29 protein-coding genes and 1 pseudogene are annotated in these 26629 nt (G+C 57.2%); 9 read left to right on the forward strand and 21 right to left on the reverse strand.

The features are described from left to right. Positions 1-50: 50 nt before the first annotated feature. Together VHE58_03650 and VHE58_03655 are read left to right on the forward strand one after the other, a co-directional pair. On the forward strand, positions 51-641 hold the full coding sequence (locus tag VHE58_03650; GenBank protein HVS26378.1) for a phosphoheptose isomerase: 591 nt from the start codon (positions 51-53) through the stop codon (positions 639-641). Next, positions 638-1216, forward strand: a complete 579-nt coding sequence (locus VHE58_03655; GenBank protein HVS26379.1) for a BON domain-containing protein — start codon at positions 638-640, stop codon at positions 1214-1216. Before VHE58_03650 ends, VHE58_03655 begins: the two co-directional genes overlap by 4 nt. On the opposite strand, the pseudogene VHE58_03660 reads toward VHE58_03655, so the two are convergent. Further along, positions 1213-1323, reverse strand: a pseudogene (locus VHE58_03660) (nuclear transport factor 2 family protein). The gene VHE58_03655 and the pseudogene VHE58_03660 sit on opposite strands and share 4 nt — an antisense overlap. Positions 1324-1473: 150 nt before the next feature. Here VHE58_03660 and rfaE2 point away from each other — a divergent pair. Next, on the forward strand, positions 1474-2001 hold the full coding sequence (gene rfaE2 / locus VHE58_03665; GenBank protein ID HVS26380.1) for a D-glycero-beta-D-manno-heptose 1-phosphate adenylyltransferase: 528 nt from the start codon (positions 1474-1476) through the stop codon (positions 1999-2001). On the opposite strand, the gene VHE58_03670 is transcribed toward rfaE2, so the two are convergent. Continuing rightward, positions 1970-2107 (reverse strand): hypothetical protein, encoded by a 138-nt coding sequence (locus tag VHE58_03670; protein HVS26381.1) that lies wholly within the window; start codon positions 2105-2107, stop codon positions 1970-1972. The two genes, rfaE2 and VHE58_03670, sit on opposite strands and share 32 nt — an antisense overlap. Before the next feature lie 128 nt (positions 2108-2235). On the opposite strand from VHE58_03670, the gene VHE58_03675 reads away from it, so the two are divergent. Next, positions 2236-3627 carry an FAD-linked oxidase C-terminal domain-containing protein gene (locus VHE58_03675; protein HVS26382.1) on the forward strand — a complete coding sequence of 464 codons (1392 nt, stop codon included), beginning with the start codon at positions 2236-2238 and terminating at the stop codon, positions 3625-3627. A 2-nt stretch (positions 3628-3629) separates the two neighbouring features. Here the strand turns inward: VHE58_03675 and VHE58_03680 are convergent, their stop codons facing one another. From VHE58_03680 to tyrS, 4 genes are read right to left on the reverse strand one after another with little or no spacing between them, the layout of a single operon-like run. Then, complete coding sequence (locus tag VHE58_03680) at positions 3630-4322, reverse strand: SPOR domain-containing protein (GenBank protein ID HVS26383.1); 693 nt, start codon at positions 4320-4322, stop codon at positions 3630-3632. After that, complete coding sequence (locus VHE58_03685) at positions 4319-5038, reverse strand: type III pantothenate kinase (protein HVS26384.1); 720 nt, start codon at positions 5036-5038, stop codon at positions 4319-4321. The genes VHE58_03680 and VHE58_03685 overlap by 4 nt, the downstream gene beginning before the upstream one ends. Then, positions 5035-6018, reverse strand: coding sequence for a biotin--[acetyl-CoA-carboxylase] ligase (locus tag VHE58_03690; GenBank protein ID HVS26385.1), 984 nt, complete (start codon positions 6016-6018; stop codon positions 5035-5037). The genes VHE58_03685 and VHE58_03690 overlap by 4 nt, the downstream gene beginning before the upstream one ends. Positions 6019-6054: 36 nt before the next feature. Further along, positions 6055-7281 carry a tyrosine--tRNA ligase gene (tyrS, locus tag VHE58_03695; GenBank protein ID HVS26386.1) on the reverse strand — a complete coding sequence of 409 codons (1227 nt, stop codon included), beginning with the start codon at positions 7279-7281 and terminating at the stop codon, positions 6055-6057. 58 nt (positions 7282-7339) lie between these two features. On the opposite strand from tyrS, the gene VHE58_03700 reads away from it, so the two are divergent. Next, a complete protein-coding gene (locus VHE58_03700) occupies positions 7340-8653 on the forward strand; it encodes a M23 family metallopeptidase (GenBank protein HVS26387.1) in 1314 nt (437 codons plus the stop codon). A gap of 21 nt (positions 8654-8674) precedes the next feature. Next, positions 8675-9772, forward strand: coding sequence for an anhydro-N-acetylmuramic acid kinase (locus tag VHE58_03705; protein ID HVS26388.1), 1098 nt, complete (start codon positions 8675-8677; stop codon positions 9770-9772). Between the two features lie 41 nt (positions 9773-9813). Here VHE58_03705 and erpA read toward each other — a convergent pair whose 3' ends face one another. From erpA to rplM, 6 genes are all read right to left on the reverse strand, one after another. Further along, positions 9814-10164: an iron-sulfur cluster insertion protein ErpA gene (gene erpA / locus VHE58_03710; GenBank protein HVS26389.1), complete on the reverse strand. Its 351-nt coding sequence runs from the start codon at positions 10162-10164 to the stop codon at positions 9814-9816. Between the two features lie 60 nt (positions 10165-10224). Further along, positions 10225-10632 (reverse strand): polymer-forming cytoskeletal protein, encoded by a 408-nt coding sequence (locus VHE58_03715; GenBank protein ID HVS26390.1) that lies wholly within the window; start codon positions 10630-10632, stop codon positions 10225-10227. 15 nt (positions 10633-10647) lie between these two features. Continuing rightward, positions 10648-11385, reverse strand: coding sequence for a DUF6776 family protein (locus VHE58_03720; GenBank protein HVS26391.1), 738 nt, complete (start codon positions 11383-11385; stop codon positions 10648-10650). Positions 11386-11388: 3 nt separating this feature from the next. After that, positions 11389-12417 (reverse strand): N-acetyl-gamma-glutamyl-phosphate reductase, encoded by a 1029-nt coding sequence (gene argC / locus VHE58_03725; GenBank protein HVS26392.1) that lies wholly within the window; start codon positions 12415-12417, stop codon positions 11389-11391. 114 nt (positions 12418-12531) lie between these two features. Further along, the gene (gene rpsI / locus VHE58_03730) at positions 12532-12924 is read right to left on the reverse strand and encodes a 30S ribosomal protein S9 (protein HVS26393.1); all 393 of its coding nucleotides are present in this window, start codon (positions 12922-12924) and stop codon (positions 12532-12534) included. A gap of 9 nt (positions 12925-12933) precedes the next feature. Next, complete coding sequence (rplM, locus tag VHE58_03735; protein ID HVS26394.1) at positions 12934-13362, reverse strand: 50S ribosomal protein L13; 429 nt, start codon at positions 13360-13362, stop codon at positions 12934-12936. 432 nt (positions 13363-13794) lie between these two features. Between rplM and VHE58_03740 the strand changes: the two genes are divergently transcribed. From VHE58_03740 to VHE58_03750, 3 genes are all read left to right on the forward strand, one after another. Next, on the forward strand, positions 13795-14559 hold the full coding sequence (locus tag VHE58_03740) for a YdcF family protein (protein ID HVS26395.1): 765 nt from the start codon (positions 13795-13797) through the stop codon (positions 14557-14559). Positions 14560-14593: 34 nt separating this feature from the next. Continuing rightward, positions 14594-15013 carry an OsmC family protein gene (locus tag VHE58_03745; GenBank protein ID HVS26396.1) on the forward strand — a complete coding sequence of 140 codons (420 nt, stop codon included), beginning with the start codon at positions 14594-14596 and terminating at the stop codon, positions 15011-15013. 246 nt (positions 15014-15259) lie between these two features. After that, positions 15260-16771 carry a serine/threonine-protein kinase gene (locus VHE58_03750; GenBank protein HVS26397.1) on the forward strand — a complete coding sequence of 504 codons (1512 nt, stop codon included), beginning with the start codon at positions 15260-15262 and terminating at the stop codon, positions 16769-16771. A gap of 373 nt (positions 16772-17144) precedes the next feature. Here the strand turns inward: VHE58_03750 and coq7 are convergent, their stop codons facing one another. The 9 genes from coq7 to VHE58_03795 all read right to left on the reverse strand — a co-directional run bounded on the left by coq7 (position 17145) and on the right by VHE58_03795 (position 26482). After that, on the reverse strand, positions 17145-17777 hold the full coding sequence (gene coq7 / locus VHE58_03755; protein HVS26398.1) for a 2-polyprenyl-3-methyl-6-methoxy-1,4-benzoquinone monooxygenase: 633 nt from the start codon (positions 17775-17777) through the stop codon (positions 17145-17147). Continuing rightward, positions 17758-19038, reverse strand: coding sequence for a (Fe-S)-binding protein (locus VHE58_03760; GenBank protein ID HVS26399.1), 1281 nt, complete (start codon positions 19036-19038; stop codon positions 17758-17760). Before VHE58_03760 ends, coq7 begins: the two co-directional genes overlap by 20 nt. Positions 19039-19117: 79 nt before the next feature. Beyond that, positions 19118-20473, reverse strand: a complete 1356-nt coding sequence (locus VHE58_03765) for a porin (GenBank protein ID HVS26400.1) — start codon at positions 20471-20473, stop codon at positions 19118-19120. Positions 20474-21107: 634 nt separating this feature from the next. Next, positions 21108-21896 carry an indole-3-glycerol phosphate synthase TrpC gene (gene trpC / locus VHE58_03770; protein ID HVS26401.1) on the reverse strand — a complete coding sequence of 263 codons (789 nt, stop codon included), beginning with the start codon at positions 21894-21896 and terminating at the stop codon, positions 21108-21110. A gap of 112 nt (positions 21897-22008) precedes the next feature. Further along, on the reverse strand, positions 22009-22371 hold the full coding sequence (locus VHE58_03775; GenBank protein ID HVS26402.1) for a GxxExxY protein: 363 nt from the start codon (positions 22369-22371) through the stop codon (positions 22009-22011). Between the two features lie 36 nt (positions 22372-22407). Beyond that, positions 22408-23442, reverse strand: a complete 1035-nt coding sequence (trpD, locus tag VHE58_03780; protein HVS26403.1) for an anthranilate phosphoribosyltransferase — start codon at positions 23440-23442, stop codon at positions 22408-22410. After that, on the reverse strand, positions 23439-24011 hold the full coding sequence (gene pabA, locus VHE58_03785) for an aminodeoxychorismate/anthranilate synthase component II (GenBank protein HVS26404.1): 573 nt from the start codon (positions 24009-24011) through the stop codon (positions 23439-23441). The genes trpD and pabA overlap by 4 nt, the downstream gene beginning before the upstream one ends. 172 nt (positions 24012-24183) lie before the next feature. Next, a complete protein-coding gene (gene trpE / locus VHE58_03790; GenBank protein ID HVS26405.1) occupies positions 24184-25659 on the reverse strand; it encodes an anthranilate synthase component I in 1476 nt (491 codons plus the stop codon). 115 nt (positions 25660-25774) lie between these two features. Beyond that, positions 25775-26482 carry a phosphoglycolate phosphatase gene (locus tag VHE58_03795; GenBank protein HVS26406.1) on the reverse strand — a complete coding sequence of 236 codons (708 nt, stop codon included), beginning with the start codon at positions 26480-26482 and terminating at the stop codon, positions 25775-25777. Positions 26483-26629 lie beyond the last annotated feature (147 nt).

Genomic DNA, 26629 nt, shown 5'->3' on the forward strand with positions numbered 1-26629 from the left:
CACAATAGACGCTGTTTCGGACTTTGAAACTTGCCGATAACGGAAAATAAATGGATTTAATCGCCAGAATCAACGGCCACTTCTCCGACAGCGCCCACTTGAAACTTCAGGCGATGGACGCGTTGGCGGCGCCGATTGCCAGTGCGGCGGAGCGCATGGCGCAATGTCTCATGCACGACGGGAAAATCCTGAGTTGCGGCAACGGCGGTTCGGCGGCGGATGCGCAGCACTTCGCGGCGGAAATGCTGAACCGCTTCGAAATGGAGCGGCCGGGGCTGGCCGCCCTGGCGCTGACCACTGATACCTCCACGCTCACCTCGATTGCCAATGATTACAGCTACGACCTGGTGTTCTCCAAGCAGGTACTGGCGCTGGGGCAGGCCAACGACATCCTGCTCGCCATCTCCACCTCCGGCAATTCACGCAACGTGATTGAAGCGGTGCGCGCCGCGCACGAGCGGCAGATGCACGTGGTCGCCCTCACCGGAAAATCCGGAGGCCAGGTGGCGGAAATACTTAGATCCGACGACATCCATGTCTGCGTGCCGGCCAACAACACGGCGCGCATTCAGGAAGTTCACCTTTTAACCTTGCATTGCCTGTGCGATGCGATCGATTGTTTACTCATGGGAGTTGAATGATGCGCTACTTACCATTTATTTCTCTGGTTTTGATTATTCCCGCTTTGCAAGGCTGTGTTGCGGTAATCGCCACCGCCGCCGGCGGCGGCGTGCTGGTCGCCGAAGACCGCCGCACCAACCCCGCGATGTTCGAAGACGAAAGCCTCGAATTCAAGGTGGGCGGACGCATTATCGAAAAATACAACAGCCAGCGCGACAAACTCCACCTCAATGTCACGAGCTACAACCGCAACGTGCTGATTACCGGCGAAGTGCCTTCCGATGAGGTCAAGGCCGGCGCCGAAAAAATCGCCAGGGAAGTTCCGAACGTGCGCAACGTCACCAACGAACTTGTCGTGGGCGAACCCGCTTCTTTCGGCTCGCGCAGCAATGATACCCTGATTACCTCCAAGGTGAAAACGCGGTATATTGAAGCGAGAAAATTCCAGCCGAACTGGGTCAAGGTAGTGACGGAAAACAAGGTGGTATATCTCATGGGCATTGTGAATCACAAGGAAGCGGCCGACGCCGCCGACATCGCCAGCACCACCAGCGGTGTGGAAAAAGTGGTCAAGGTATTCGAATATACCGACTAGCCCGCCTGTCGTTTAAGCCAGCGCATCAGGCTGCCAATGAGCAGCAGTTTTTCATACAGCTCTTCTGCTGCGTCCCAGTAATCGCCGCGGTGATAGTTAACGCGGCCGAAGGAACGGGAAGACGGTGGGCGCGATCTTGCGCAACCTTTTGATCCTGTTTAACCAGACCTTCAACACGGTGCAGGAACTCAACCGTTGCCGCAAGGAATTCGCCAGAGAGGCATGATACACTTAGAGCTCCAAAAACGCCCTAAGCCATGTATCCCGCTCCTGATTTTGAAAAGAAGATTTGCGAGCCTAAGTTGCTCGCTTCACGACTCAAGCTTCTGCCGCGGCCACTGGTGTTCACCAACGGCTGCTTCGATCTTCTGCATCGCGGCCATGTCACCTACCTCGCCCAGGCGCGCGCTTTGGGCGCAGGCCTTGTGGTCGGCGTCAATTCCGACGCCTCGGTAAAACGCCTGAGCAAAGGAGCCGAACGCCCGGTCAACACGCTGCATGAGCGCATGGCGGTGCTGGCGGCGCTGGAATCGGTAAACCTGGTCACCTGGTTCGATGAAGACACACCGCTCGAGCTGATACGCGCGTGCAAGCCGGATGTGCTGGTAAAAGGCGGGGACTGGAAAGCCGAAAATATCGTCGGGGCGAGGGAAGTTTCAGGCTGGGGCGGGAAAGTTCATTCAATTTCTTTTCTCTACCAAACTTCCACTACCGCTGTGCTTGAAAAAATCCGCGGCAGCCGGCCGTCCGCGGTTAAAGATAAATCACGGCGGGAAAAACGCTAAGCGCCAGAACATAGAGAAACCATTCCAGGTTATGCTTGGCGAGCCAGCCGGTGTAATGCAGGATAACCAGCGTAATTGCCAAAACATAGAACGCAGCAAGCAGCATAAGCCCCCCTTACGGTTTCCGCCAGGCGAAGTATAAATCCTTTTCCTTTCAAAAGATATGCCAAAAAATAATACCTTCGCGGGGCGTTTCCGGCGGTCAAACACTGTCGTGGTTGCTATAATTTTCTCTTGACTCCTGAGCTGGCAGACCGGATGCTCCCCGACGAATTCCTGCGCCGCCTGAAGGCGCTGCTTCCCGCGGAAAGCCTTTACACCGACCCGGTGGATTGCTACGCCTATTCCTACGACAACACGCGTAAGATTTTCCCGCCCGAGGCAGTGGCTTTTCCCAGCGAGACGGCGCAGGTCCGGGAAATCATTCAACTCTGCAATCAACATAAAATCCCGGTGACGGCGCGCGGGCGCGGCACCGGCACCGCCGGCGGCAGCCTGCCGGAAAAAGGGGGGGTCGCGCTGTCGCTGGAACGCATGCGCCGCATTCTTTCCCTCGACCCGGCAAATCGCGTCATTGTGGTTGAGCCCGGCGTGCTGAATCAGGAAGTGCAGGATGCAGTCAAAGCGCACGGTTTCTTCTGGCCGCCGGATCCTTCCAGCGCCGCCTATTGCAGCGTGGGCGGCAATCTCGCCACCGGCGCCGGCGGGCCGCACGCGGTGAAATACGGTACCACCCGCGATCACGTGCTCGGCCTCAAGGCGGTGACCGGCACCGGAGAAATCATCAAAACCGGCTGCTACACCACCAAGGGCGTGGTGGGCTACGACCTCACCCGGCTCATCATCGGTTCCGAAGGCACGCTCGCCGTCATCACCGAAGCGACGCTCAAGCTCACGCCGCTGCCGCAGGCCACCGGCGGTCTCACCGCTCACTACCGCGATGCCGCAAGCTGCGCGCAGGCGATTACCGCCATCATGGCGCAGCCGCAGGTACCCAGCGCCCTGGAGTTTCTCGACGCGGGCTCGCTCGAGCTGATTCGCGCGCATCATCCACAACTGGTGCCGGATGACACTCGCGCCATGCTGATGATAGAAGTGGACGGCTCGGTGCAGGAAACCGCCGCGGCGCGGGAAGCCCTGCTGCCGGCTTGCCAAAACTCCGGCCTGCTTAAAGCGCAGGCCGTGAACGATACTTCGTCATTATGGGCGGCGCGCAAGGCGCTGGCGCCGCTTTTGCGCAACATCGCGCCGAAGAAAATCAACGAGGATATTGTAGTGCCGGTTTCCCGATTGCCGGAATTGCTGCAGGGTCTATCACTGCTAAGCACAAAATATCAAGTCGCCAACGTCAATTTCGGCCACGCCGGCAACGGCAACATCCATGTGAACCTTTTGGTCGAACCGGGAGACCGCGAGCAAATGCGGCGTGCCGAAACCTGCCTGAACGAAGTCTTTGACCTGGTGCTGAGCCTCAACGGCACGCTTTCCGGCGAGCATGGCGTGGGCAGCGAAAAGCGTGCGTTCGTGGCGAAGGAAATCGATGCGGCGACGCTCGCGCTGATGAAAAGCATCAAGCGCGTGTTCGATCCCAACAATATTCTCAACCCGGGAAAACTCTTCCCTTAGAACTAGCGTGCCGCTGCAGCCGCTTCGAGCCTGGGGCATTCGACAGTCCTGACTTCGCTTCCCGGAAAATCGCGCTGCAACTCGCCGAGCTTGATTGCGACCTGCTCGCCCGCATCGCTAATCTGAAACAGGATGCGCTTCGTGGCATGGGTGCGTTCGCTGATAATGGCCGTGAGCACCCCCTTGGTCTGCAAATTGGCGAGGTAGTTTTTGGCTAATTCCTCATTTTTGAATATATTGAGTGAAATGGCGTTCTTCGATGGGCCGTCCTGCACCAGGAAATATTCGGTCACGCCGCGTGCTTTCAGCTCGGCGATTTTTTTCTCCGCGTCCTTTCTGGTCTTTAACGGCGGGATATACACCCAGTAGGTGGCGCCTTCTTCCACGCTGCGGCTTCCCAGTTTTTCTCCCAGCTGCAGTTGCTCCAGCGCCTGCTGTGCGCGCGCCTGTTCCTCGCCGGCAAAGCTTCCCCATTCCAAGCAAACGGCGGGCTTGGCTGCCATCGTGGTAATCGCCGTTTCCAGCTTCGCGACGGGCTTCAAAGCCGGCGCGGCCGGCACTTCCCGGAGCAGCTTGATCTTGTCGGCATTGAACGACTGGTGCGCCGACTGCGCGTCGCCATTGCCTGCGCCCAACCGGACGTAGGTAAAAATGAGGATATTGGCGACCAGCAACAGGTAAAACAGCCATTTCATTTTTTATCGAGCTCCCCGGCGATGAGGACCAAACCTTCCAGTACTAGATTATCCACCACCTTGGGCGGCGGGTTAAGATGCGGGGCGAGCTCAAGTGCTGCGCCGCCGCTTAACAAGCACGAAGCTGCATCGCCCAATGCCGCGCCCATGCGCTCCACTGCGCCTAAAAGCGCCTGCAGGATGCCGCTCTCAATCGCGTCCGCGGTATTGGCCGGGAACCTGCGGAACCGCCCGCGCGGAAAGTTGAGCGCGGTGTTCTGCGCCAAAGCTTCCCGCATCAGCGAAGTCCCGGGAAGAATCAACCCGCCCAAAAATACGCCGTCATGAGACAAGGCGTCGACAGTCACCGCCGTGCCGGCATTGACGATAATGCAGGCTTGCCGGCACAGGTGCCACGCAGCAATGGCGGCCGCCCAGCGGTCAGCGCCCAATTGCGCAGGTGCCTCGTAACCATTGCGCACGCCGCACTGAACGGCACGCGATTCAATCCAGTGTGTTTTGGCGTTGAAACCCGACAGGACCGGTTCCAGCAGCGAACGGATTTTTTCTCCGGCGACATTGGCAATCACGACGGTTTGGGGCGGAGGCAGCGCTTGCCAGGCCTTGCGCAGGCTCAGGATTTCCGTATGCGCGGCAGCGCCCGATTTAAGCCAGGCGCGGCCATCGTGCCAACCCCATTTGATGCGGCTGTTACCAGCGTCGATTGCGAGTATCATGCGGCTCGTTTTCCCCGCAGGCTGATTTCGCCGCTGTTATAGCGGCGCTCGCCGCCGCCAGCCAAAAGCAGCAGCGAGCCATTGTCGTCAACGCCTATCACCTTGCCTTCCTCGACGCCGCCATCAGGCAACATGACCAGCACGTTCTTGCGATGATAGGCGTGCAGGCTTGACCACTCTTCGCGCACCCCGGCAAATCCCCGCGCCTCGAAAAAATCCAGCACTTGCGCCAGATGCGCAAGCACGCTTCCCAATACCCGATTGCTGTCGGGCGCAATCCGGGTTGTGGAATAAACATCCGTCACCGCCTGGTCAATGCTGCTCCTCGCCGTTTCGGAAAGCCTCAAGTTTATGCCGATGCCGATAACCGCAAGGCTCGGCCCCAGCACATCACCCTGCACTTCGATGAGAATGCCGGCAAGCTTCCGGTAATGATGTAGAACATCATTCGGCCATTTCAACGCGATTTCTTCCACGCCCATGGACTTCAGCGCCCGCGCCAGCGCCACCCCCACGGCGAGGCTCAAACCCGAAAGAAAACCCGCGCCTTGTTCAAAACGCCACAGCACGGAAAAAGTCAGCCCGCCGCCCAGGTTCATGTGCCAGCTGCGCCCGCGCCTGCCGCGGCCGTGAGTCTGCCATTCCGCCGCCACCACGCTGCCCTTCGGCGCGCCCCGCGCGGCTTTTTGCAGCAGCAGCGTGTTGGTGGAATCGGTGTGGTCGATGATTTCCAGGCTGAATCTGTTTGCCTGCGCGCCCAGCGCAGCCGCTATTTTTTCTTGATCCAGCCATTGCGGGGGCTGTGCCAGGCGATAGCCGCGCCCACGGATTTTGTATAGCGCCACGCCCAACTGATCCGCTTCCTTTAATGCGTTCCAGACGCTCGCGCGCGACATGCCAAGCCCGCGCGCCAAATCCTCGCCGGAATGGAACTCGCCGTCGGCAAGCAAGCGTAACACGGCAAAGGTCAAGGGTTTCATGAATGCCCTGGCGGGACAGCGGGCAAAGAATGCGCTTCAGGTTAGAGTGACTCGGGCGAATTTGCGTTTGCCCACTTGCAGCACCGCGGTTTCGCCTTGGTGGAGATTAAGCGATTTGTCGGCCACTTTTTCGCCATTGAGTTTCACCCCGCCCTGCTCGATCAGGCGCAGCGCTTCGGAAGTACTGGCGGTGAGACCCGTCTGTTTCAGGATTTGCACGATTGGCATCCCGCCGCTTCCGGCGTGCAGCCGGGTTTCGGGAACATCATCGGGAATGGCTCCCTGCTTGAAGCGCGCCTCGAAATCGGCGAGCGCATCCTGCGCCGCTTTTTTGCCGTGGAAGCGCGCCACGATTTCCTGGGCGAAGATCACCTTGATATCGCGCGGGTTGCGGCCTTCCCTGACTTCCTTTTTCCAGCGCGCGACGGCTTCGAACGGCTCGAACGAGAGCAACTCGATGTAACGCCACATGAGCTCATCGGAGATCGACATTAGTTTGCCGAAAATTTCCCGCGGCGGCTCGGTGATGCCGACAGTGTTGCCCAGGGATTTCGACATCTTGTTGACGCCGTCGAGTCCCTCTAGGAGCGGCATGGTGAGAATGCATTGCGGCGGCTGCCCGAAGTGCTTTTGCAGTTCGCGCCCCATCAGCAGGTTGAACTTCTGGTCGGTGCCGCCCAATTCCAGATCCGCCTTCAGCGCCACCGAATCGTAGCCCTGCACCAGCGGATAAAGGAATTCGTGGATGGCAATGGCCTGGTTGGCTTTGTAACGCTTCGCAAAATCGTCGCGCTCAAGCATGCGCGCCACCGTATACGTCGCCGCGAGCTTGACCATGTCGGCGGCCTTGAGCTTGTCCATCCAGCTCGAGTTGAACACCACTTCGGTTTGCTCGCGCTTGAGGATTTTGAACACCTGCGCAGAATAGGTCTTGGCGTTTTGAGCGATTCCCCCGCGCGAAAGCGGCGGTCGGGTCGCGTTCTTGCCGGTGGGATCGCCGATCATGCCGGTAAAATCGCCGATCAGAAACAGCGCGTGGTGCCCGAGGTCCTGCAACTGGCGCAGCTTGTTGAGGAGCACCGTGTGCCCCAGATGCAAATCCGGCGCGGTGGGATCAAAGCCCGCCTTGACCCGCAAAGGTTTGCCGGTCTTGAGCTTCTGCTCCAGCTCTTCTTCGATCAGCAATTCATCGCAGCCGCGTTTGATGATTGCCAGGGCTTGCTTGATCGTGCTCATTCCGCCCTCAAATCGGGAATAGTTCATTTGCCAACTACCAGTTTTTTGCTACACTGGCGCGTGGATTTTACTACCCAAGGCACAAATGCTTGATAAAAACGTGATTCTAGCGCAAAAGGCGGCGCGGCTCACACCCGGTTTCAGGCTGCGCTGGCTGGTGGCCCTGCTTACTTTGCCGCTGTTCGGCGTGGCGGCGTTCGGCATTGTGCCGCAAACCGAGGTAAGCAAAATCCCCCAGCAAACTGTGATCGAGGAGCTGCAGCTGCCCGAATTTCCGCAGGACGAGGCGCAAACCGGGGAATACTGGCGCGAAGAGTATATCCAACGCGGCGACACCATCGCGAGCCTATTGGCGCGGCTTAAGGTGGACGAGCAGGAAACACTCAAGCTCTTGCGCCATCCCAAAGAACTGAAACCGTTGAAACAGCTCAAGCCCGGCAAAACCGTGCAAGCCCAAGTCAGCGATGAGGGCGACCTGCTTCTACTGCGCTATTTCAACGCCAACGGCGGCGTTTTCGTCGCAAAAAAAGCCGGCGACCGTTTCGCTTTCGGCGTAGAGCCGCTCGCCCTGGAAAAGCGGGTTTTAATCAAATCCGGCGAAATCGTGAGCTCGCTGTTTGCCGCCACCGATGCCGTGGACCTTCCCGACAGCATCGCCACGCAGATCGCCGACATTTTTTCCTCCGACATTGATTTTTATCGCGACCTACGCAAGAGCGATCGCTTCAGTGTGGTTTACGAAATGTTCTACGACCAGAGCACGGCGGTAGGAAGCGGGCGCGTGATTGCGGCGGAATTTGTAAACCAGGGCAAAGCCTACCAGGCGTTATATTTCAACGACGAACAAGGCCACGGCGGTTATTACACGCCGGATGGCAAAAACATGCGCAAAGCGTTTTTGCGCTCTCCGCTGGAATTTTCCCGCGTCACTTCGAGCTTTAGTTTCTCGCGCTTCCACCCGCTGCTGAAGGAATGGCGTGCGCACAAGGGGATTGATTATGCCGCGCCGGTCGGCACCAAAATCAAAGCCACTGCCAGCGGCACGGTGGTTTTCTTCGGCAAGCAGGGCGGCTACGGCAACATGGTGGTTTTGCGGCACCAGGGCGTGTTCAGCACGGTGTACGGCCATCTTTCGGCTTTCGCCAAGGGCCTGCATCACGGGCAAAAAGCGAGTCAAGGCGATGTAATCGGCTACGTCGGCATGACCGGCCTCGCCACCGGGCCGCACGTGCACTATGAATTCCGCATCAACGGCGTGCAGCACAACCCGACGCATATCGCCGTCCCCGAAGGACCGCCGATCACCGCTCAACTCAAGCCGGCGTTCTACCGCACAGTCGAGCCCTTGCAGATACAGCTTAACCTGGCGCGCGGCGTCAACTTTGCCAAGCTGGATTAATTTGTCCTTCCATCTTCGCTCTTGAGCGCCCGGCAACTTTATGCCGGACTCATGTCCGGCACCAGCCTGGACGGCATTGACGCCGTCCTCGCCGATTTCGGCAACATACCCTGGCAACTCAGAGAGCATGTCTATCGCTCGTATCCCGACGATTTGCGCAACCGCCTGCTCCTGCTGCACCGGCCGCAGACCAACGAATTGCATGAAGCCATGCTCGCCGCCAACGAATTGACGCGCTGCTATGCGGCGGCGGTTGCCGAGTTGCTTACACAAGCCGGAGTGAAGGCGCAACAGATTACTGCCATCGGCTGTCATGGCCAGACGGTGCGTCATGCGCCGCAATTGGGTTATACCTTGCAGCTTTGCAACGGGGCGTTGCTGGCGGAGCTCACCGCGATTACCGTGGTCTGCGATTTCCGCAGCCGCGATATCGCCGCCGCAGGCCAGGGCGCGCCGCTGGTGCCGGCGTTTCATGCGGCGCTCAGCCTGGGTTCGAATGCTCATCGCGTCATCGTCAATATCGGCGGCATGGCCAATCTCACCGATCTTCCGTCTGAAAGCCCGGCTTCCGGTTTCGACTGCGGTCCGGGCAATATGCTGCTCGACGCCTGGTGCCAAAAGCACACCGGCCAGCGCTACGATGCGGACGGTACCTGGGCGATGAGCGGAAAAATTATTCCAGAACTGCTGCGGCGCTTGCTGGCTCATCCCTTTTTTGGCGAGTCCCCACCCAAAAGCGGCGGACGCGAGCAATTCAATTTGCAGTGGCTGAACGGATTCCTGTCGGGAAAAGAGGCGCCGCAAGACGTGCAGGCGACGCTGCTTGCGCTTACGGTGCAAGGTATCGCGCAGGCCATTAAAAAACACTGCCAGGGAGCGCATGAAATTTATTTTTGCGGCGGCGGCGCGCGCAATAAAGCGCTGGTGAAAAATCTGCGCGTGGCTCTGCCCGGGGTAAGGACCGACGTCACCGACGCACTGGGGATTAATGCGCAAACGCTCGAAGCTTATGCGTTTGCCTGGCTCGCCTGGCAAACACTGCAGGGGAAACCGGGAAACCTGCCGCAAGCGACCGGCGCTCTAGGCCTGCGCCTGCTCGGCGCAATTTACAAGAAATAAACGGGAGCCGTTAAGGCTCCCGTTTACTCATTAAAAAATTCTTACGCCGAGAAGGACGAACCGCAGCCGCAGGTGGAGGTGGCGTTGGGATTCTTGATGACGAATTGCGCGCCTTCCGCGCCTTCCTGGTAGTCGACTTCAGCGCCGGCCAGATATTGGTAGCTCATCGGGTCAATCAGCAGCGTCACGCCGTTTTTCTGCATCGAGGTATCCTCCTCGTTCACTACTTCGTCAAAAGTGAACCCGTACTGGAAGCCCGAGCAGCCGCCGCCCGTCACAAACACGCGCAGTTTGAGGTCGGGATTGCCTTCTTCTTCCAGCAGTTGCTTGACTTTGCTTGCGGCGCTGTCGGTAAAGACCAAAGGCGCCGGGATTTCCGTCATGGTGTTCATTACCTGCTCCTAATCATCATTCTTTAAGACCCGTATTATCCTCTTCCGTTCCAGGGCGGGTCAAGCGCCGGTGGCGGGCTTGAACACCAGGACTTTCTCGGCATTCTCGCCGTCCTGATATACCAGCCGTCCCTGCACCACCGCGCCGAGCTGAATTTCCAGCGTCTTGTAATACACATCGCCGGTGACATTGGATTTTGACTGCAATTCAATGTATTCACCGGCGTATACCGGCCCGATTACGCTGCCGTTGATGACCACGTGCGAAACGCGGATTTCGCCTTCGATGCGCGCCTGCTCGCTCAACACCAGGGTGCTGGAGTTTTCGCCGTTCGCCACCACGTTGCCGCGGACATGGCCGTCCACACGCAGGCCGCCGCTGAAATTGATATTGCCTTCGATGCTGGTACCGACGCCGATCAGACAATCGATTCGATTTTGCGGTTTACTCGGTTTCTTGCCAAACATGCGCTATTCTCCATTTCAAGACAGGTCGACGCTCTGCGTGAGCTTGGCTTCGCTCGCGCCTTTTTCGAACACGCGCACCTGCACGCTTTTCGCCACGGCGCCGGGCTCCATCTGGAAGCTGCCTTCAACCCGCTGATAGTACTTGAAGCTCACATTATACGCCTGAAGATGGGCTTCGTTTTCAGCAGGGATGGTGATGACACTTCTTTTGCCGTCATGCTCCACGTCAACGATGAACTGCAGCTTGCCCTGAAACTCCTTCTGTCGCGGCCCCATCTGCAGGAGCAGCAGGCGGTAGCGGTATTCACCAGGCAGCGCATCGCGTTCGACGTTGAAGCGGTAAATGCTCACCTCCTGCTTGCTGCCAGCGGAGAGCAGGCTCTGAAAAAACGCGAGATCTTCCTTGAGGCTGTTGTTTTCATCGCTTAAGGCTTTTACCTGCTTCGCGAGGTCGCCGTAGGTCGAGCGTTCAATTTGAAGTTGGCGCTCACTAATAGCAACCTGGTCACGCAACACAGCGTTCTCTTTTTGCAGCCTGGAATTAAGTTCGGTCTGGTGGTCAAGGGCAGTCTCCACCTGGACGCGGTCAAAACCGGCGAATTTTTGGCCCGAGTCATACATCCACCAGGCCAAGCTAAGGACCAACGCGATCAATACAGTCAGCATCAGCCAGCGCCAGTACCAAGGAATATGCGTGTGCACCGTCATCCGCGGTGCCGAAATGCCGAATTTTCGTTTCAGCGCTTTGTACATTTTCTAAGGTAATAGCGCAGCATGATGCAGACCGGCCGATTCGGGAAGTTCAAACATGATGTTCATGTTCTGCACCGCCTGTCCGGCCGCGCCTTTGACTAGATTGTCGATGACCGACAGCGCCACTACGGTGTCGCCGCCCTGCGGACGGTGCACCGCAATGCGGCACATGTTCGCTCCGCGCACCGAGCGCGTGTCGGGGTGGCTGCCCGCCGGCAGCACATCCACGAATTCTTCCGCGGCATAGCGTTTCTCATAGAGCGCCTGCAGGTCGGTTTCGCGCGTAAGCCGAGCGTAAAGCGTGGCGTGAATGCCACGTATCATCGGGGTGAGATGTGCAACGAAAGTCAGCCCGACTTTCTTGCCCGCCGCTGCCGCGAGGCCCTGAATGATTTCAGGAAGGTGGCGGTGGCCCGGCACGCCATAAGCCTTGAAATTGTCGGACGCTTCGGAAAACAGCGTATCCAGCTCCGCCTTGCGCCCGGCACCCGAGACGCCGGATTTGGCGTCCGCAATCAGGCGCTCGATATCGATCACGCCAGCTTCGATGAGCGGCAGAAAACCCAGCTGCACCGCAGTGGGGTAACAGCCGGGGTTGGCGACCAGCCGCGCCTGCCGGATCTTGTCGCGATTGACTTCCGGAAGACCATACACCGCCTCTTTCAGCAGCTCCGGGCAAGCATGCGGCATTCCGTGCCATTTTTCCCAGACAGCTGCGTCCTTGAGGCGGAAATCCGCGGCGAGATCAATCACCCGCACGCCGGCATCCAGCAGCGCTTTCGTCTGCCGCATGGCGATGCCGTTGGGCGTGGCAAAGAACACCACATCGCAGGAATCGAGCTCGGCCTTGGCCGGGTCGGAAAATTTCAAATCCACAATGCCGCGCAGGCTGGGGAAAAGCTCGGCCACCTCCATCCCCGCTTCGCCGCGCGAAGTAATCGCGCTCACGCTCACTTTCGGATGGTGAGCAAGAATGCGCAAAAGTTCCACGCCGGTGTACCCGGTGCCGCCGACAACTCCGACTTTCAGCATAATTTCCCCGTCACTTCCACTGACATAGGTGTTGATGGTAATCAGCCTGACCCGATTAGGCAATGAAAAAGCCGCCCAGGTGGGCGGCTTTTTCATGATGAAAAAACTGCACAATCAGCGCTTGGAGTACTGTTTGCGTCGCCGCGCCTTGTGCAAGCCCACTTTCTTGCGCTCAACTTCGCGCGCATCGCGCGTCACCAGGCCCGCCTTGCGTAAGGCGGGTTTGAGCGCGGCATCGTACTCGATCAACGCGCGGGTAATACCGTGGCGCACCGCGCCGGCCTGACCGGATTCACCGCCCCCATGCACGTTGACCTTGATGTCGAAGCTCGACAAATGATTGGTGATGGCGAGCGGCTGGCGCACCACCATGCGTCCGGTCTGGCGCGAGAAAAACTCGTCCACCGGCTTGCCGTTCACGATAATCACTCCCTTGCCGGGCTTGAGAAACACGCGGGCCACCGCGCTTTTGCGCCGGCCGGTGCCATAGTTGTGTTCTCCGATCATGAGTCTTCCCTAAATTTCCAGTATCCGGGGTTGCTGCGCGGTGTGCGGGTGCCGTTCACCGCTGTAGACCTTGAGTTTCTTCAGCATGGCGTAACCAAGCGGTCCCTTCGGCAGCATGCCTTTCACCGCTTGCTCCAGAACGCGGGCGGGGAAACGCGCGTGCAGCTTAGCAAAATTGGCGCTGTAGACACCGCCCGGATAGCCGCTGTGGCGGTAATAGATTTTGGTTTGCGCCTTGTTGCCGGTGACGCGCAGCTTGTCGGCATTGATGACCACGATGTAATCGCCAGTATCCACATGCGGAGTGAATTCGGGCTTGTGCTTGCCACGCAGACGCCGTGCAAGCTCGCTCGCCAAACGCCCCAATACCTTGCCGTTGGCATCCACCACGTACCAACCGCGCTTTACTTCATGCGCTTTCGCTGAAAAAGTTTTCATGGGCCAGAGTTGAATTGTTTGCTTAAAAACCCAAAGAAAGTCGCGAATTCTATGCTAGATTGACCGCCACTGTCAAACCAAGGCGGCGGGCGGCGAAGGGAAAATGCGGAATTAAATCCTGCCGTTGCAGACTGTGATGCTTGGGCGCCCTATGCAACACGTTTGAAATCTTTTATTGCACTGCACCACTGGCGTCCTTCCGAGCAGCATGAAACAACGTAAAAGCTGTCCCCCACGAAAAAAAGCGCAATCCCCAAGGATTGCGCTAAGTTCCACCAAAGGAGGAGGAGACAACACATAAACGCTTAAAGAGTAAGCGTTTACGCCAACACATTATCCCATTTTTAAGCGGTTTTGCAAGTATTTTTGTGCGTTGCAACTAAATTTTCTAAGTTTAAAAAAATATATCCATAAACAATTATTTATTAATAAATGGCTTGGTCCATTACTAAATTCCTGAGTGCCTTTTTGCTCCCGCCGCTGAATCTTTTGCTGCTAGGCGTCATCGGACTTATCTGCATTAAAAACCACCTACGCTTGGGCAAATTTCTTATTACCCTGACTATGGTTTTACTCTATCTCCTCTCCGCACCCTGGTTTGCTTTACACGCGCTCAAGCTGATTGAAATGCCGCCACTCACAGAACTAAATCGCGACAAGGCACAGGCGATTGTGGTGCTGGGCGGAGGAACTTATTTGCAAGCGCCGGACTATGGCAGCGATACTGTGAACCGTCTGGAGCTTGAGCGGTTGCGCTATGCGGCACGCCTTTACCGCGCCACGCAGAAACCGATTCTGGTTTCCGGCGGCAAACCGCAGGGGGGCCGGCATTCCGAAGCGGTGCAAATGCAAGCGGTACTGGTCAATGAATTCAACGTTCCGGTGACATGGGAAGAAGCGGCATCCAACACCACTTATGAAAGCGCCAAACTCAGCCGGGCAATGCTTAAGCCTGCCGGTGTCGGGCGCATTTATCTGGTAACCCACGCCTGGCATATGCGCCGGGCCATGCTCGCATTTGAAGCCGCGGGCTTCAGCGTGATTCCCGCGTCCACCGGTTTTGCCAGCCTGCCCTCGGATCCGCTTGAACTTTATTTGCCCAATCCGCAAGGATTGTTCGCAAGTTATGTCTTCATGCATGAAGTATTCGGATGGCTGTGGTATCAAATCAATATTTCTGCCGCGAATATAATTTGAGATAATTACTACAACGGCATTTGAGAGGAAAAGCATGAAAACGCGCATCAAATGGGTCGAACAGGTGAGCTTCCTCGGCGAATCGGAAAGCGGGCATGCGCTATTGATGGACGGGGCGCCGGAAGGCGGCGGACGCAATCTCGGCCCGCGGCCGATGGAAACCGTGCTGATCGGCACCGGTGGCTGCACCGCCTACGACGTGGTGCTCATCCTCAAGAAAAGCCGCGAAACGGTGACCGACTGTGTGGTGGACATCGAGGCCGAGCGCGCGCAGCAAGACCCGAAGGTTTTCACCCGCATTCATTTTCATTACATCGTCACCGGCAAGGCCCTGAACCCGAAGCGGGTGGAACAGGCCATTCGCCTTTCCGCGGAAAAATACTGCTCGGCTTCGATCATGCTGGGAAAAACAGCGAACATCACCCACGATTTCGAAATCGTGGAGGCCGGCTGACCGAACCGGCGATTCGGGCTTTGCTCAATCCGGGTATGACACTTTATTCAAAAAAATTCGACTCCGACTCCTTATATTAGCTCGACTCCTCATATTAGCCTTGCTTGCGCGATAACCAACCTGACATTATGCTGTGTAATAAATACTGCTAGAACTCGCATTTGCAATTTCTCCCAATCCCGATTTTTCACAAAAAGTAGTGGTGAAATCTCTGTGGTAATTCAAAAATTAGGGCGCTACGAGATTGTGTTGAAACTGGGGCGCGGCACCATGGGTACCGTATACAAGGCAGTTGACCCCGTCATCGAGCGCACCGTAGCCATCAAGGCTATTAACCTTGATCTGCCAAAAGACGAATTCGAAGACTTTGAAGAACGTTTCTATCGCGAAGCCAAGTCCGCCGGCCGCCTGAATCATCCTAACATCGTCACCATTTATGATGTCGGCGAGACCGATAACATAGCCTACATCGCGATGGAATTCCTGGAGGGAGAGTCCCTGCGGGAAATTCTCAAATCCGGCGCAAGCCTGTCGCATGACCGAATCAGCGAGATTGCAGCCCAGATCGCGGATGGCCTGGCTTATGCGCAGCAGCATGGCATCGTGCACCGTGATATCAAGCCTGCCAATATCATGATCACGAACGCCGGCCAGGTGAAAATCACCGATTTCGGCATTGCCCATTTGCCTTCCGGCTCAAAAACCGCAACCGGGACGATCCTCGGTTCGCCCAAGTACATGTCGCCGGAGCAGATCGTAGGCAAGCCGGTGGATGGCCGTTCCGACATTTTTTCGCTGGGTGTGATGCTGTATGAAATGGTGACCGGGAAAGCGCCGTTCGACGGGGAAACCATCAGCACCATAATGTACCGCATCTTAAACGAAATCCCGGCCGATATAAGGGCAATCAACAAACAGTGCCCCGTGGCGTTCGATTATATAATTCACAAGGCACTGGCCAAGCTTCCCGTAGATAGATACCAGAACGCAAGCGAACTTGCGCATGATCTCAGGCATTACAAAACGCTGCCGCTGCCCGCACCCGCACAGCTCGCAGCCATTAAGTGGCCCCCCCAGAAAACCCTAGAGCGAAGAGTGGCCCGCAGAACAGATGCGCTTGAAACAACTCTTGAATTACCGGCTGATGCCGGCAATAAACCTCTATCGGCGACTCCAATAACAAGCGCTGCCAACCGGGCCGATCGCGCTTATCCCATTATTGAATTGCCGGGCGCGACGGGCAAGGAAAGTCAGCCAAAACTTACGCCAGCACCGAAAAAGCTTTCCAGGAACAAGACGGTTTGGGTCGGAGCAGGTTCGCTTGCCACAATCGCGGTGGCCTTATTAGTATTCCTCGGCAAACCGGGACCAGCCAACGAGAAAGATGCCACTGTCCACCCGGATGTGTCATCCGCTGTCAAAGGCGAGGTGCAAACGGACAGCGGCGACACCAAGCCCTTGCTCCCTTCGACCACTCAGCCCGGGAAGAAAACACCGGAAACCGGGCAAAGCGGTAAAAAAACCAAAGCACCACCAGTGGTCGGTAAGGTAGGCTACCTGAATTTCGATATCACCCCAAAAGGCGAGATTTATGTGGATGGCAACAAAGTGGGCAATTCGCCGCCGCTCAAAAAGCTGGCGGTGACACCCGGCAAGCACCTGGTTGAGGTGAAAAGCAGAATCCGTCCCTACTACACATATACGTTCATGGTCAACGTGGAGGTCAACCAGTCCACTTTGGTCAGGGCAGAGTTTTAGTCAGGCTACCAAACTCGATCCAGTATGCAGCGGTCGCATCCCCTTGCCGCGACCGGTGCGATACTCACCGCAAAGGCTTGATCGGAGCCAGGTGGGGTGCGCGGTTCACCTTTCCGCGGAAAAATACTGCCTGCTTCAATCATGCTGGGAAAAACAGCGAACATCACCTACGATTTAGAAATCGTCGAGGGCTGATTAAACAAGTTCTCAGGTATGTAAGCTAAGGGTACCCAGCAGGTTGCTGCAAAACGTCACGAGGAAGCCGGGATACGCGACGCGAGGAGCGAGAAGGCGAGACAGTACATAAAAGCAGTACGGCGAGCTTTTGAGCGACGAGCAACAGACCGGCTCCGAGTAGTTTTGCAACAATCTGCTAAATCCAGAACGCAGTGCGCGTCATCACTTTGGAGGCGAGCTGCATCGCCAGCTTCATCGGCGGCGGCAGTTCGGCGGCGCCTTGAGCAATCGCGGTGGTCGCATGCTGCGCTTCGTCGTTTTTCATTTGCTCGAGAATCGCGTGGCTTTTTAAATCCTCGCTCGGCAATCGTTGCAAGTGTTCTTCCAGATGCCGCTCGACCTGTCGTTCCGTTTCCGCCAGAAAACCGAGGTTCCATTTGTCGCCGAGCAATCCCGCCAGCGCGCCGATGGCGAAAGAACCGCCATACCAAAGCAGATTTAGCAGGCTCTTGCGCCCGCCCAGCTCTTCTATGCGTTGTTCGGTCCAGGCCAGATGCTCGGTTTCTTCTGTCGCCGCTTTTTGCAGCGCCTGCTGCACCGAACCGTCGCGCGCGGTGAGCGCCTGGCCGTCGTAGAGTGCTTGAGCGCAGATCTCGCCGCTGTGATTAACCCGCATCAGCGCCGCGGACAGACGCGCAGCGCTCACAGTCAAGGACGCTTCCTGCAAACCTTCACCTGGGATGGCGCGTACACTTTTCGCAGGCTGCGTCAACGTGCGCAAGGCCTTATCAAACTGAACGATTAAATCATCAAGCGTCATTGCATTCAAATCCCATTTGCCGCGCCAGCAAAGTCACGGGGTGAACGATTTTAACGGCGAGCCCCGCTGCACGAACCCCTTCGGCAAGATGCATGGCGCAGCCGACGTTGGAAGTCGCGAGCCAGCTTGCGCCGCTTTGCTGCAATGCTCTGATTTTATCATCACGGAGTGTTCCCGCCATTTCCGGCTGCGACAGGAAATACGTGCCCGCCGCGCCGCAGCACTGGTCATTTCCGGTAAGCGCGACGACTTCAGCTTGCGGTATCAGCTTGAGCAAAGCATAAGGCGATTTTTCACTGCGCATCACATTGCGCAGAGTGCAAGGATCTTGCACCGCGATTTTAGCATTAAGTTGCAATATATCTATTTTATGCATTTGTCCATCTTGCGAGAGAAAGCTGCTCAAGTCCGTTATTCTCGCGGAAAACGCGCGCGCCTCATCGCCGAGAATGCGCTTGTATTCGGCGAGCGTCGCGCCGCAGCCGGATGCCGTGCTGATGACGGCGCCGAGATTTGGCGCAGCAAAAGCCCTGAGATTTTCCCGCGCCAACTGTTTTGCCGCTTCCAAATCGCCTGAATGCTGATAGAGCGCGCCGCAACAGGTTTGCGAGCGCGGCACATGCACCATGTAACCCAACCGATTCAGCACGAAAATCGCGGCGTTCAGCGTGGCGGCGTCGGCAACGCGCGCCACACAACCCAGAAACAGTCCGACCTCACCGCGCACCTCACCACTTGCCGGATAAATTTCATTCCAGCCCGGATGGCGCGCAACCGGCGGCAGGTGTTGCTCCATTTCATTAAGCCCGAGCACGCGCAATATGCCCAAACCACGCGCCAGCCGTTGCAAGCCGCTTTGCCGGTAAAAACGCAAAAGCGAGGCGAGTTTCTCCAGGCGCCAGGGCTTCGCTGCCAGTTCGCTCATGGCGAAACCGCGCAACCATTGGTGCAGCTTGCTACGCGGCCGCTGCGCTTCGATTATCACGCGAGTACCATCCACCAGCTCACCGTAAGCGACATTGTTGGGGCAAACGTTCTCACAAGCACGGCAGGTCAGGCATAAGTCAATGTGCTCAATGAAGCGCGCGTTAAGCGGAATGCGCGCTTCCAGCACACCTTTCATGAGTTGAATGCGCCCGCGCGGCGAATCCGCTTCAGAAAGCGTTTTGAGGTAGGTCGGGCAATGCGGCAGGCACAGCCCGCAAGCGACACAGCGATCGGCGAGATCAGCCAGTTCCCGCGCCCGTTGCGGCAGATCATCGGGTTTCATAATACAAGCATACCTTCTCGCCGCTCAAAATAAAAACGGGCGCCGAAGCGCCCGTAACAATTAATAATGAGGAGTTTTTCTAGAATACGTGGCGGATGCCCAAGCCGAAGCCCTGGTTGTGCGAACCGCCGCCCGCGCCACCTCCCGCGCCCGTGGCACCACTTTGTGCAGTACCGATGCCGGCGCCATTGCCCAATTGGTAAGTGGCGAAGCTGCCGTTGTTGATCGCGGTCCAAAAAGCATACAAATCGGTGCGCTTGGAGAAGCTATAGCTGTAGCCTACGCTGTACTGGCGCGCATCCAGCCCGGTAGTCGAGCAGGGCGCCGGTATTGCGCCGCCCGCGCGGTCGCAACTGCCTTGGTGGGCATCACCGAAGCCCAAGCGGATGGTGCCCGCGCCGATCTGATGCAGCAGCGAGAAGTAAATCGCGTCGCGGTGGTAGTGGATCAAATGGCCCGCTACGGTGTCGCTGTTGTTATAGGAAAGCCGCTCCCACATCACGTTGGCGGTAGTGGTGCCAAACAGCTTGTAGCTCAGCGTGGCCTTGTAGCCGTTGTCGCGGGAAGTGTTGTCCGCGGCAACTGGCAGGGACGCGGCACCACCCATCACCGCAAGCCCGAAGTAATCGCGGTGTTGCTCCCAAGCACCAGTGGCGCGGAACGGTCCATATTCGTATATCAAAGACGCGCCGTAGATGGCGGGGTTGATATTCACGGTAGGCACAGCCGGCGTTTCGGGGCTCCTCTGCTCATTGGCGGAGTAGACCAATCTGCCACTGAAGCCAAAAATATTCGGGGTCCAGTACTGCACGCTGTTGCCCTGACGCCGGTCAAACGAGGCGTCGTTGGAGACGGCGGCGGCGGCGCCGAGTACGGTAGCCCGGCCGCCAGCGGTGGTGGTGGCCACCGCAAAGCCCGGCGTGCCGATGATCGCGTTACCACTCGCGATACCAGTGGCGTAGAAGGGATCGAACGCGAGCGTATTCGTCAAGGCTTTATAAGGCGTATCCCAGTTGCCGTAGAAGACCGTGCCGAATTTCTGTGACGAGAGGCCGACATTGGTATTGCGTGTCCCAAGGAAACCAGTGGACTGGGTATTGGTGGCCGCGACACCACTGGCCGAGTCCATGGCTATGCCTGTCTCAATCTGGAAAATCGCATTCCAGCCCATACCTAAATCTTCCTTGCCTCGGAACCCGATATTCGAGGAGTTCGAGGTCACCCGGTTGCGGCTGGGCGCCGCCGCCCCTGCCCCCGCCGAACCCAATTGCCCTATACCCGCCGCCGGCAGCGGCACGGTGGCCGACTTGGCTTGGACATTCTCGAAATCAACATTCAACGTACCGTAAACTTCCACCAGGCTGGTGTCGGCGAGCGCGGAGCCGGACGCCATAAGCCCGGCAGCAGTAATTACAGAAAGTAGGGTTTTATTCATTATTCCTCCTCGAAAAATGAGCATTCTTCTTGAACTGAAGTGAGAGGGAGCGCTACCTCATCCCTCTGAAAAAATTCACCAGACAAACCACAGCTCCAAAACGGTTTAATCCTGCTATACGTGCAGCCAGAGTGTCAAGAAGAAAAACGACATATTCAAGCGAGTGTTGTAAAAAAGAAACACTAAATCCTAATACTGCTTATAGTGCTTTGGCTTAGCGTGGCCTTCGAGTCAGCAACTGTCATGCCTATACCAGCCTCTTGATGCCATCCTGCCCGAAGCACGTTGAACTGGCCAAGCGCTCGCTAAGCACTGGTAATCAAACAATAAAGCGTTTGGGATTGCAAAACCAGAGGGTAGGGAACCTCTGATTAAGTCCTCCGCGGATTGCGTTGCTGGCAAAATGCGGATGGATGCAAGGCGCGCGACGAAGGTCGTACTCGAAGTACGACACCGAGGAGCGCACGACGCAGACGCCGCATTTTACCGCAACCCGGATGGGACGAGGCTTGTCCGGGCGGTCTGCTTTGTCGCTCGGCTTGCCAAGGGGGCTGGCCATTGGCTGCGCCTCGCTTCGCGCATCCCATCCCGGAAAGCCGCCGTCGCAACCGCGTGGGACTTAATCAGAGGTTCCTTAAGCAAACAGCCTGGCCAGTTCGGCGCCCGGGTCTTGGGCGCGCATGAACGCCTCGCCGACCAGAAAACAATCAGTCCCGTGCGCGCGCATCAATTGCACGTCTTGCGGTTTCAGTATCCCGCTTTCGGTGATAACGATACGGTCTTGAGGAATTTTCTTCAGCAATTGCAAAGTGGTTTCAAGGCGCGTTTCAAACGTGCGCAAATTGCGGTTGTTGATGCCGATAAGCGGTGTCTTGAGTTGCAGGGCGAGCTCAAGTTCTTTGGCATCATGCACTTCAGTCAGCACCACCATCTTGAGGCTTTGCGCCAGTTGTTCCAGCTTCTGCATGCGCGGCATATCAAGCGCGGCGACAATCAGCAAAATGCAGTCGGCGCCCATCGCCCGCGCCTCATAAACCTGATAGAGGTCGAGTGTGAAATCCTTGCGCAGGACCGGTAGCGTGCAGGCGGCGCGCGCCTGCTTTAGAAATTCCGCGCTCCCCTGGAAAAACTCGCGGTCGGTCAGCACCGAAAGACACGCCGCGCCGTGTTTGGCGTAGCTCCGCGCAATTGCCGCCGGATCGAAATTCTTCCGCAGCACGCCCTGGCTGGGGCTCGCTTTCTTGATTTCGGCAATCACCGCAGGTTTTCCGGCCTTGATTTTGGCGCGTAGGGCCCCGACAAAATCCCGCGGTGGTGCTGCCGCTTCCGCTTCAGCGCGGATTGCGGCAAGCGGTTTCGCAGTTTTAGCGGCGGCGATTTCCTCGCGTTTCGCAGTCAGGATTTTTTGCAGAATATCAGACATTTAATTCACCGCAGAGGACGCGGAGGACGCAGAGGAAAAAAAGGATTTTTTGCAGGATGTCAGACATCGTTTTCACCGCAGAGGACGCAGAGGAAAAACAAGCTATAATTTATTAACCACACGCTTGATGCCGTCGCGCATGTGAACCACAGTTAAGCAGGTAGCCCAAAGCTAGCTGACTGAGCTTCAAGTAACTCAAAAGCTGGGCGGTATGAATAGGCAGCAATTTCTCCACGGCCTTCAGTTCCACAATCACCTTGTTGTGGACAAGCAAATCCAATCGGTAACCTGCATCCAGCTTGAGCCCGTCGTAGTGAACCGGTAGTAAAACCTGCTGTTTAATGCTTAGTCCTTGCTTGATGATTTCATGAGCCAGGCAGATTTCATACGCGCTTTCCAACAAACCCGGCCCCAGCGCAGAATGAACCTTCATAGCACCGCCGAGTACGATGTCGCCGATTTTATTCTCATTCATTTGGTTTTCCTCTGCGTCCTCCGCGTCCTCCGCGGTTCAGGATTTTGAGGTTTTAAACCGGTTGGAAAATTCAATGAGTTGATTAAGCTTGGCGCGCGCCGCGCCGCTGGCAATGACCTCGGCGGCCTTGCGCATGCCTTGTTCGATGCTCGAGGCCAAGCCTGAAACGTAAATCGCCGCGCCGGCGTTGAGCGTCACAATGTCGCGCGCTGGGCTGGGCTGGTTGTCGAGCACGGCGAGCAGCATTTTTTTCGATTCGTCGGCGTTTTTTGCCTGAATTGCTTCCAGCGGCGCAAGCTTGATGCCAAAGCGGTCGGGATGGACAGTGTATTCACTTATCGCGTCGTTTTTAAGTTCCGCTACTTCGGTTCCGCCGCTGATGGATATCTCGTCGAGGCCGTCTAAGCCGTGCACCACCAGCGCGTGCCGGCTGCCCAAGGCTTGCAGTACGCGCGCCTGGATGCCGACCAGGTCGTGGTGAAACACGCCCAGTAACTGGTTTTTAGCGCCCGCCGGATTGGTGAGCGGTCCCAGAATATTGAACAGCGTGCGCACGCCGAGTTCCTTGCGCACTGGCGCAGCATGCTTCATCGCGCTGTGATGGTTGGGCGCAAACATGAAGCCGATGCCGATCTCGCGTATCGACCGCGCCACCCGTTCGGCGTTGAGATTGACATTGACCCCCAGTGCTTCCAGTACGTCGGCGCTGCCGCAACTGCTGGAAACCGAACGCCCGCCATGCTTGGCGACTTTGGCCCCCGCCGCCGCCGCGATAAAGGCGGAGGTGGTGGAGATATTAAAGGTGTGCGCGCCGTCGCCGCCGGTGCCGCAGGTATCGACCAGATGCGGCTCGCCGGAGACATCTACTTTGGTTGAAAGCTCGCGCAACACTTGTGCCGCAGCAGCGATTTCTTCGACAGTCTCGCCTTTGACACGCAAGCCGGTAATGATGCCGGCGATTTGCGCCGGAGTAAGTTGCCCGCTCATGATCTGGCGCATGATGGACAGCATTTCGTCATGAAAAATTTCACGCCGCTCAATCAGGCGGTTCAGGGCTTCCTGCGGCGTCATTTATTCCCTTCCTGCAAAAAATTCTTGAGCAGGTCGTGACCGTGTTCGGTCAAAATCGATTCCGGATGAAACTGCACGCCCTCGATTTTTAATTGCCGGTGGCGCACGCCCATGATCTCACCGTCGTCGGTCCAGGCGGTGACTTCCAGGCAATCCGGCAGGCTTTCGCGCTCAATCACCAGCGAATGATAGCGCGTGGCTTGAAACGGATTGGGAAGATTGCGGAATACGCCGCGCTCACTGTGCTTGATTTGCGAAGTCTTGCCGTGCATGAGCTTTTTCGCGTGCACTATCCTGCCGCCGAACGCCTGGCCTATGCTCTGATGGCCGAGGCACACGCCCAATATCGGAATTTCCCCCGCAAAACGCTTGATCAGCGGCACCGACACGCCGGCTTCGTTGGGTGTGCACGGCCCCGGCGAAATCACGATATGCGCGGGCTTGAGCTGCGCGATTTTATCGAGCGCGATTTCGTCGTTGCGGTATACGACGACCTCTTCACCCAGTTCGCCGAGGTATTGCACCAGGTTGTAGGTGAACGAATCGTAGTTATCTATCATCAAAAGCATAATTCAAAACCTTTCACCGCAGAGGACGCAGAGGAAAAACAAAACATTAGAATTTAAGATCAAGTCAGTTGCCATAACCGAACCCAACTTGAGAAGAAAGTAAAAGGTTCTCAAGATAAGTAGAGCTTAAGGTTTCCTCGGCGTCTTCTGCGTCCTCCGCGGTCTAAGATTTTCAATCAATTTTACTATCCAGTCCGGCCTGCGCCATTTCCGCCGCACGCAGCACCGCCTTGGCCTTGTTGCAGGTTTCCTGCCATTCGTTCGCCGGCACCGAGTCGGCGACGATGCCGGCGCCCGCTTGCACATATAAAGTCTGATTTTTAATCACCGCGGTGCGGATGGCAATGGCCAAATCCATGTCGCCGTTAAATCCGAGATAGCCCACTGCGCCGGCGTAAATTCCGCGTTTGGTCGCTTCCAGTTCATCGATGATTTCCATGGCGCGGACTTTCGGCGCGCCGCTCACCGTGCCCGCAGGAAAAGTAGCCTTCAGAACATCCATGGCATCAAGACCGGATTTCAGCCTGGCCTCGACGTTGGAAACGATGTGCATTACGTGGGAATAATTTTCAATGGTCATGTTCTCGGTGACCTTGACCGTTCCGGTCTGCGCCACCCGCCCGATATCGTTGCGCCCGAGATCCATGAGCATGATGTGTTCCGCACGCTCCTTGGGGTCGGCGAGTAATTCCTGCGCAAGTTTTTCGTCTTCCCCGAGGGTCTTGCCGCGCGGCCGGGTGCCGGCAATCGGCCGCACCGTCACCGTGTCCTGCTCCAGCCGCACCAGGATTTCAGGCGAGGCGCCGACGATATGAAACCCGTTCAGATCGAAATAAAACATGTAGGGAGAAGGATTGAGCGCGCGCAGCGCCCGGTACAACGCCAGCGGGGACGCTGAATAAGGCCGGCTGATGCGCTGGCTCAACACCACCTGCATGATATCGCCGTCGTAAATATAGCGTTTCGAACGTTCCACCGCCGCCTTGAACGCTTCCTCGCCAAATTCCGAGCGCGCGGTTTGCGCTTGGCACGGCGTTTCAGCGGGAATTTTCACCGGTTTGCGCAATTGGGCGAGAAGCGCTTTGAGTCGTTTGCGCGCTTGATGATACGCATCGCGTTCCTGGGGATCGGCATATACGACCAGAAACAGTTTGCCGGTCAGGTTATCCACCACGGCGAGCTGTTCCGACAACATGAGCAGGATGTCGGGCGCATCCAGCACATCGGGCTTGACGGTTACGGCGAGCTTGCTTTCGATATAGCGCACCGTGTCATAGCCAAAATAACCGACCAGCCCGCCGCAGAAACGCGGCAGCCCCTGCAGCCGTGCCGCCTTGAAGCGTTTCTGCAAGGTTTTGATATTTTCCAGCGGGTTGACAACTTCAGTGGTTTGCACGAGTTTGTTGCCCCGGTATTCGCTCAAATTTCTGCCGCGCACTTCGATGCGATTTTCCGCCGCCAGGCCGATAAACGAATAGCGGCCGAAGCGCTCGCCTCCCACCACCGATTCGAGCAGATACGAATACGGCCGGTTGGCGAGCTTGAGATAAACCGAAAGGGGGGTGTCGAGGTCGGCGAAGGTTTCCAGCACCAGGGGCACGCGGTTGAAACCTTGCGAAGCCAAAGCTTTGAATTCAGATTCAGTCATGAACAACTCCGGAAAAACCAAAAATCAAAAGATGGAAAAGCGCGTTAGCGCCAGAAGCCAATGCGCCAGGAGCGCCGGGCGCTTGCGGTGTACCATCTTTCGTTTTCCGTGGAGTTCATGCCTTAATCACCAGATCTGCCGCGTCTTTGAGCGTTGCTACTATAGCATCACAATCCAGTTCGCGCACGTCCCGCCCCTGGTGGTAACCGTAGGGCACGCAAAAAACATGGCAACCGGCGGCGCGCGCGGCTTGGGTGTCCAGCGGCGAATCGCCGATGAGCAGAGCCTCGTGCGGTTTAGCGCCGAAATGCGCGCAAGCATGAGTCAGCGGCAGCGGATCGGGTTTTTTCTTCGGCACGCTGTCGCCCGACACCACCAGCTCAAAGAAGTCGCGCAAATCGGTCGCTTCCAGGAGCGGCAGGGTAAAACGCTCGGATTTGTTAGTGACGCAGGCGAGATGCAGCCCTTGCGCGCGCATTTTCTGCAAGCCCTCCACCGCGCCGGGGAAGGGCCGGCTCTGGTTGAGCATCACCCGAGCATAGTGTTTTTCGAAAAGCGGCAAACCGCGCTGGTAGATTTCCATATCCGGCTCGCGCTTGAGCGTGGCCGCAAGCGCGCGCTGCAGCAAAACAGCAATACCGCCGCCGATATAGCTGCGGATGATTTCCGCATCCACTGCGGCCATGCCTAGCTCGCTCAGGGTCCGATTGGTGGCGTCCACCAAATCCGGCGCGGTGTCGAGCAGCGTGCCATCAAGGTCAAACAACACCGCCTTCAGCGGCAACGGGAAATCCTTGGGACTGGCTTGCGGCGAGAGTTTCATGGTTAGAGCAGGGTGTTGAAGAACTCCACGGGGCCGCGGCGTCGGCTTTCCGGGATGGGATGCGCGAAGCGAGCCGCGTCGAATAGCCGTTGCCTATTCGCAAGGCGAGCGACAAAGCAGACCGCCCGGAAAGCCACGCCCCATCCG

The organism is Burkholderiales bacterium (genome assembly GCA_035543335.1).
Taxonomy (GTDB): Bacteria; Pseudomonadota; Gammaproteobacteria; order Burkholderiales; family JAHFRG01; genus JAHFRG01.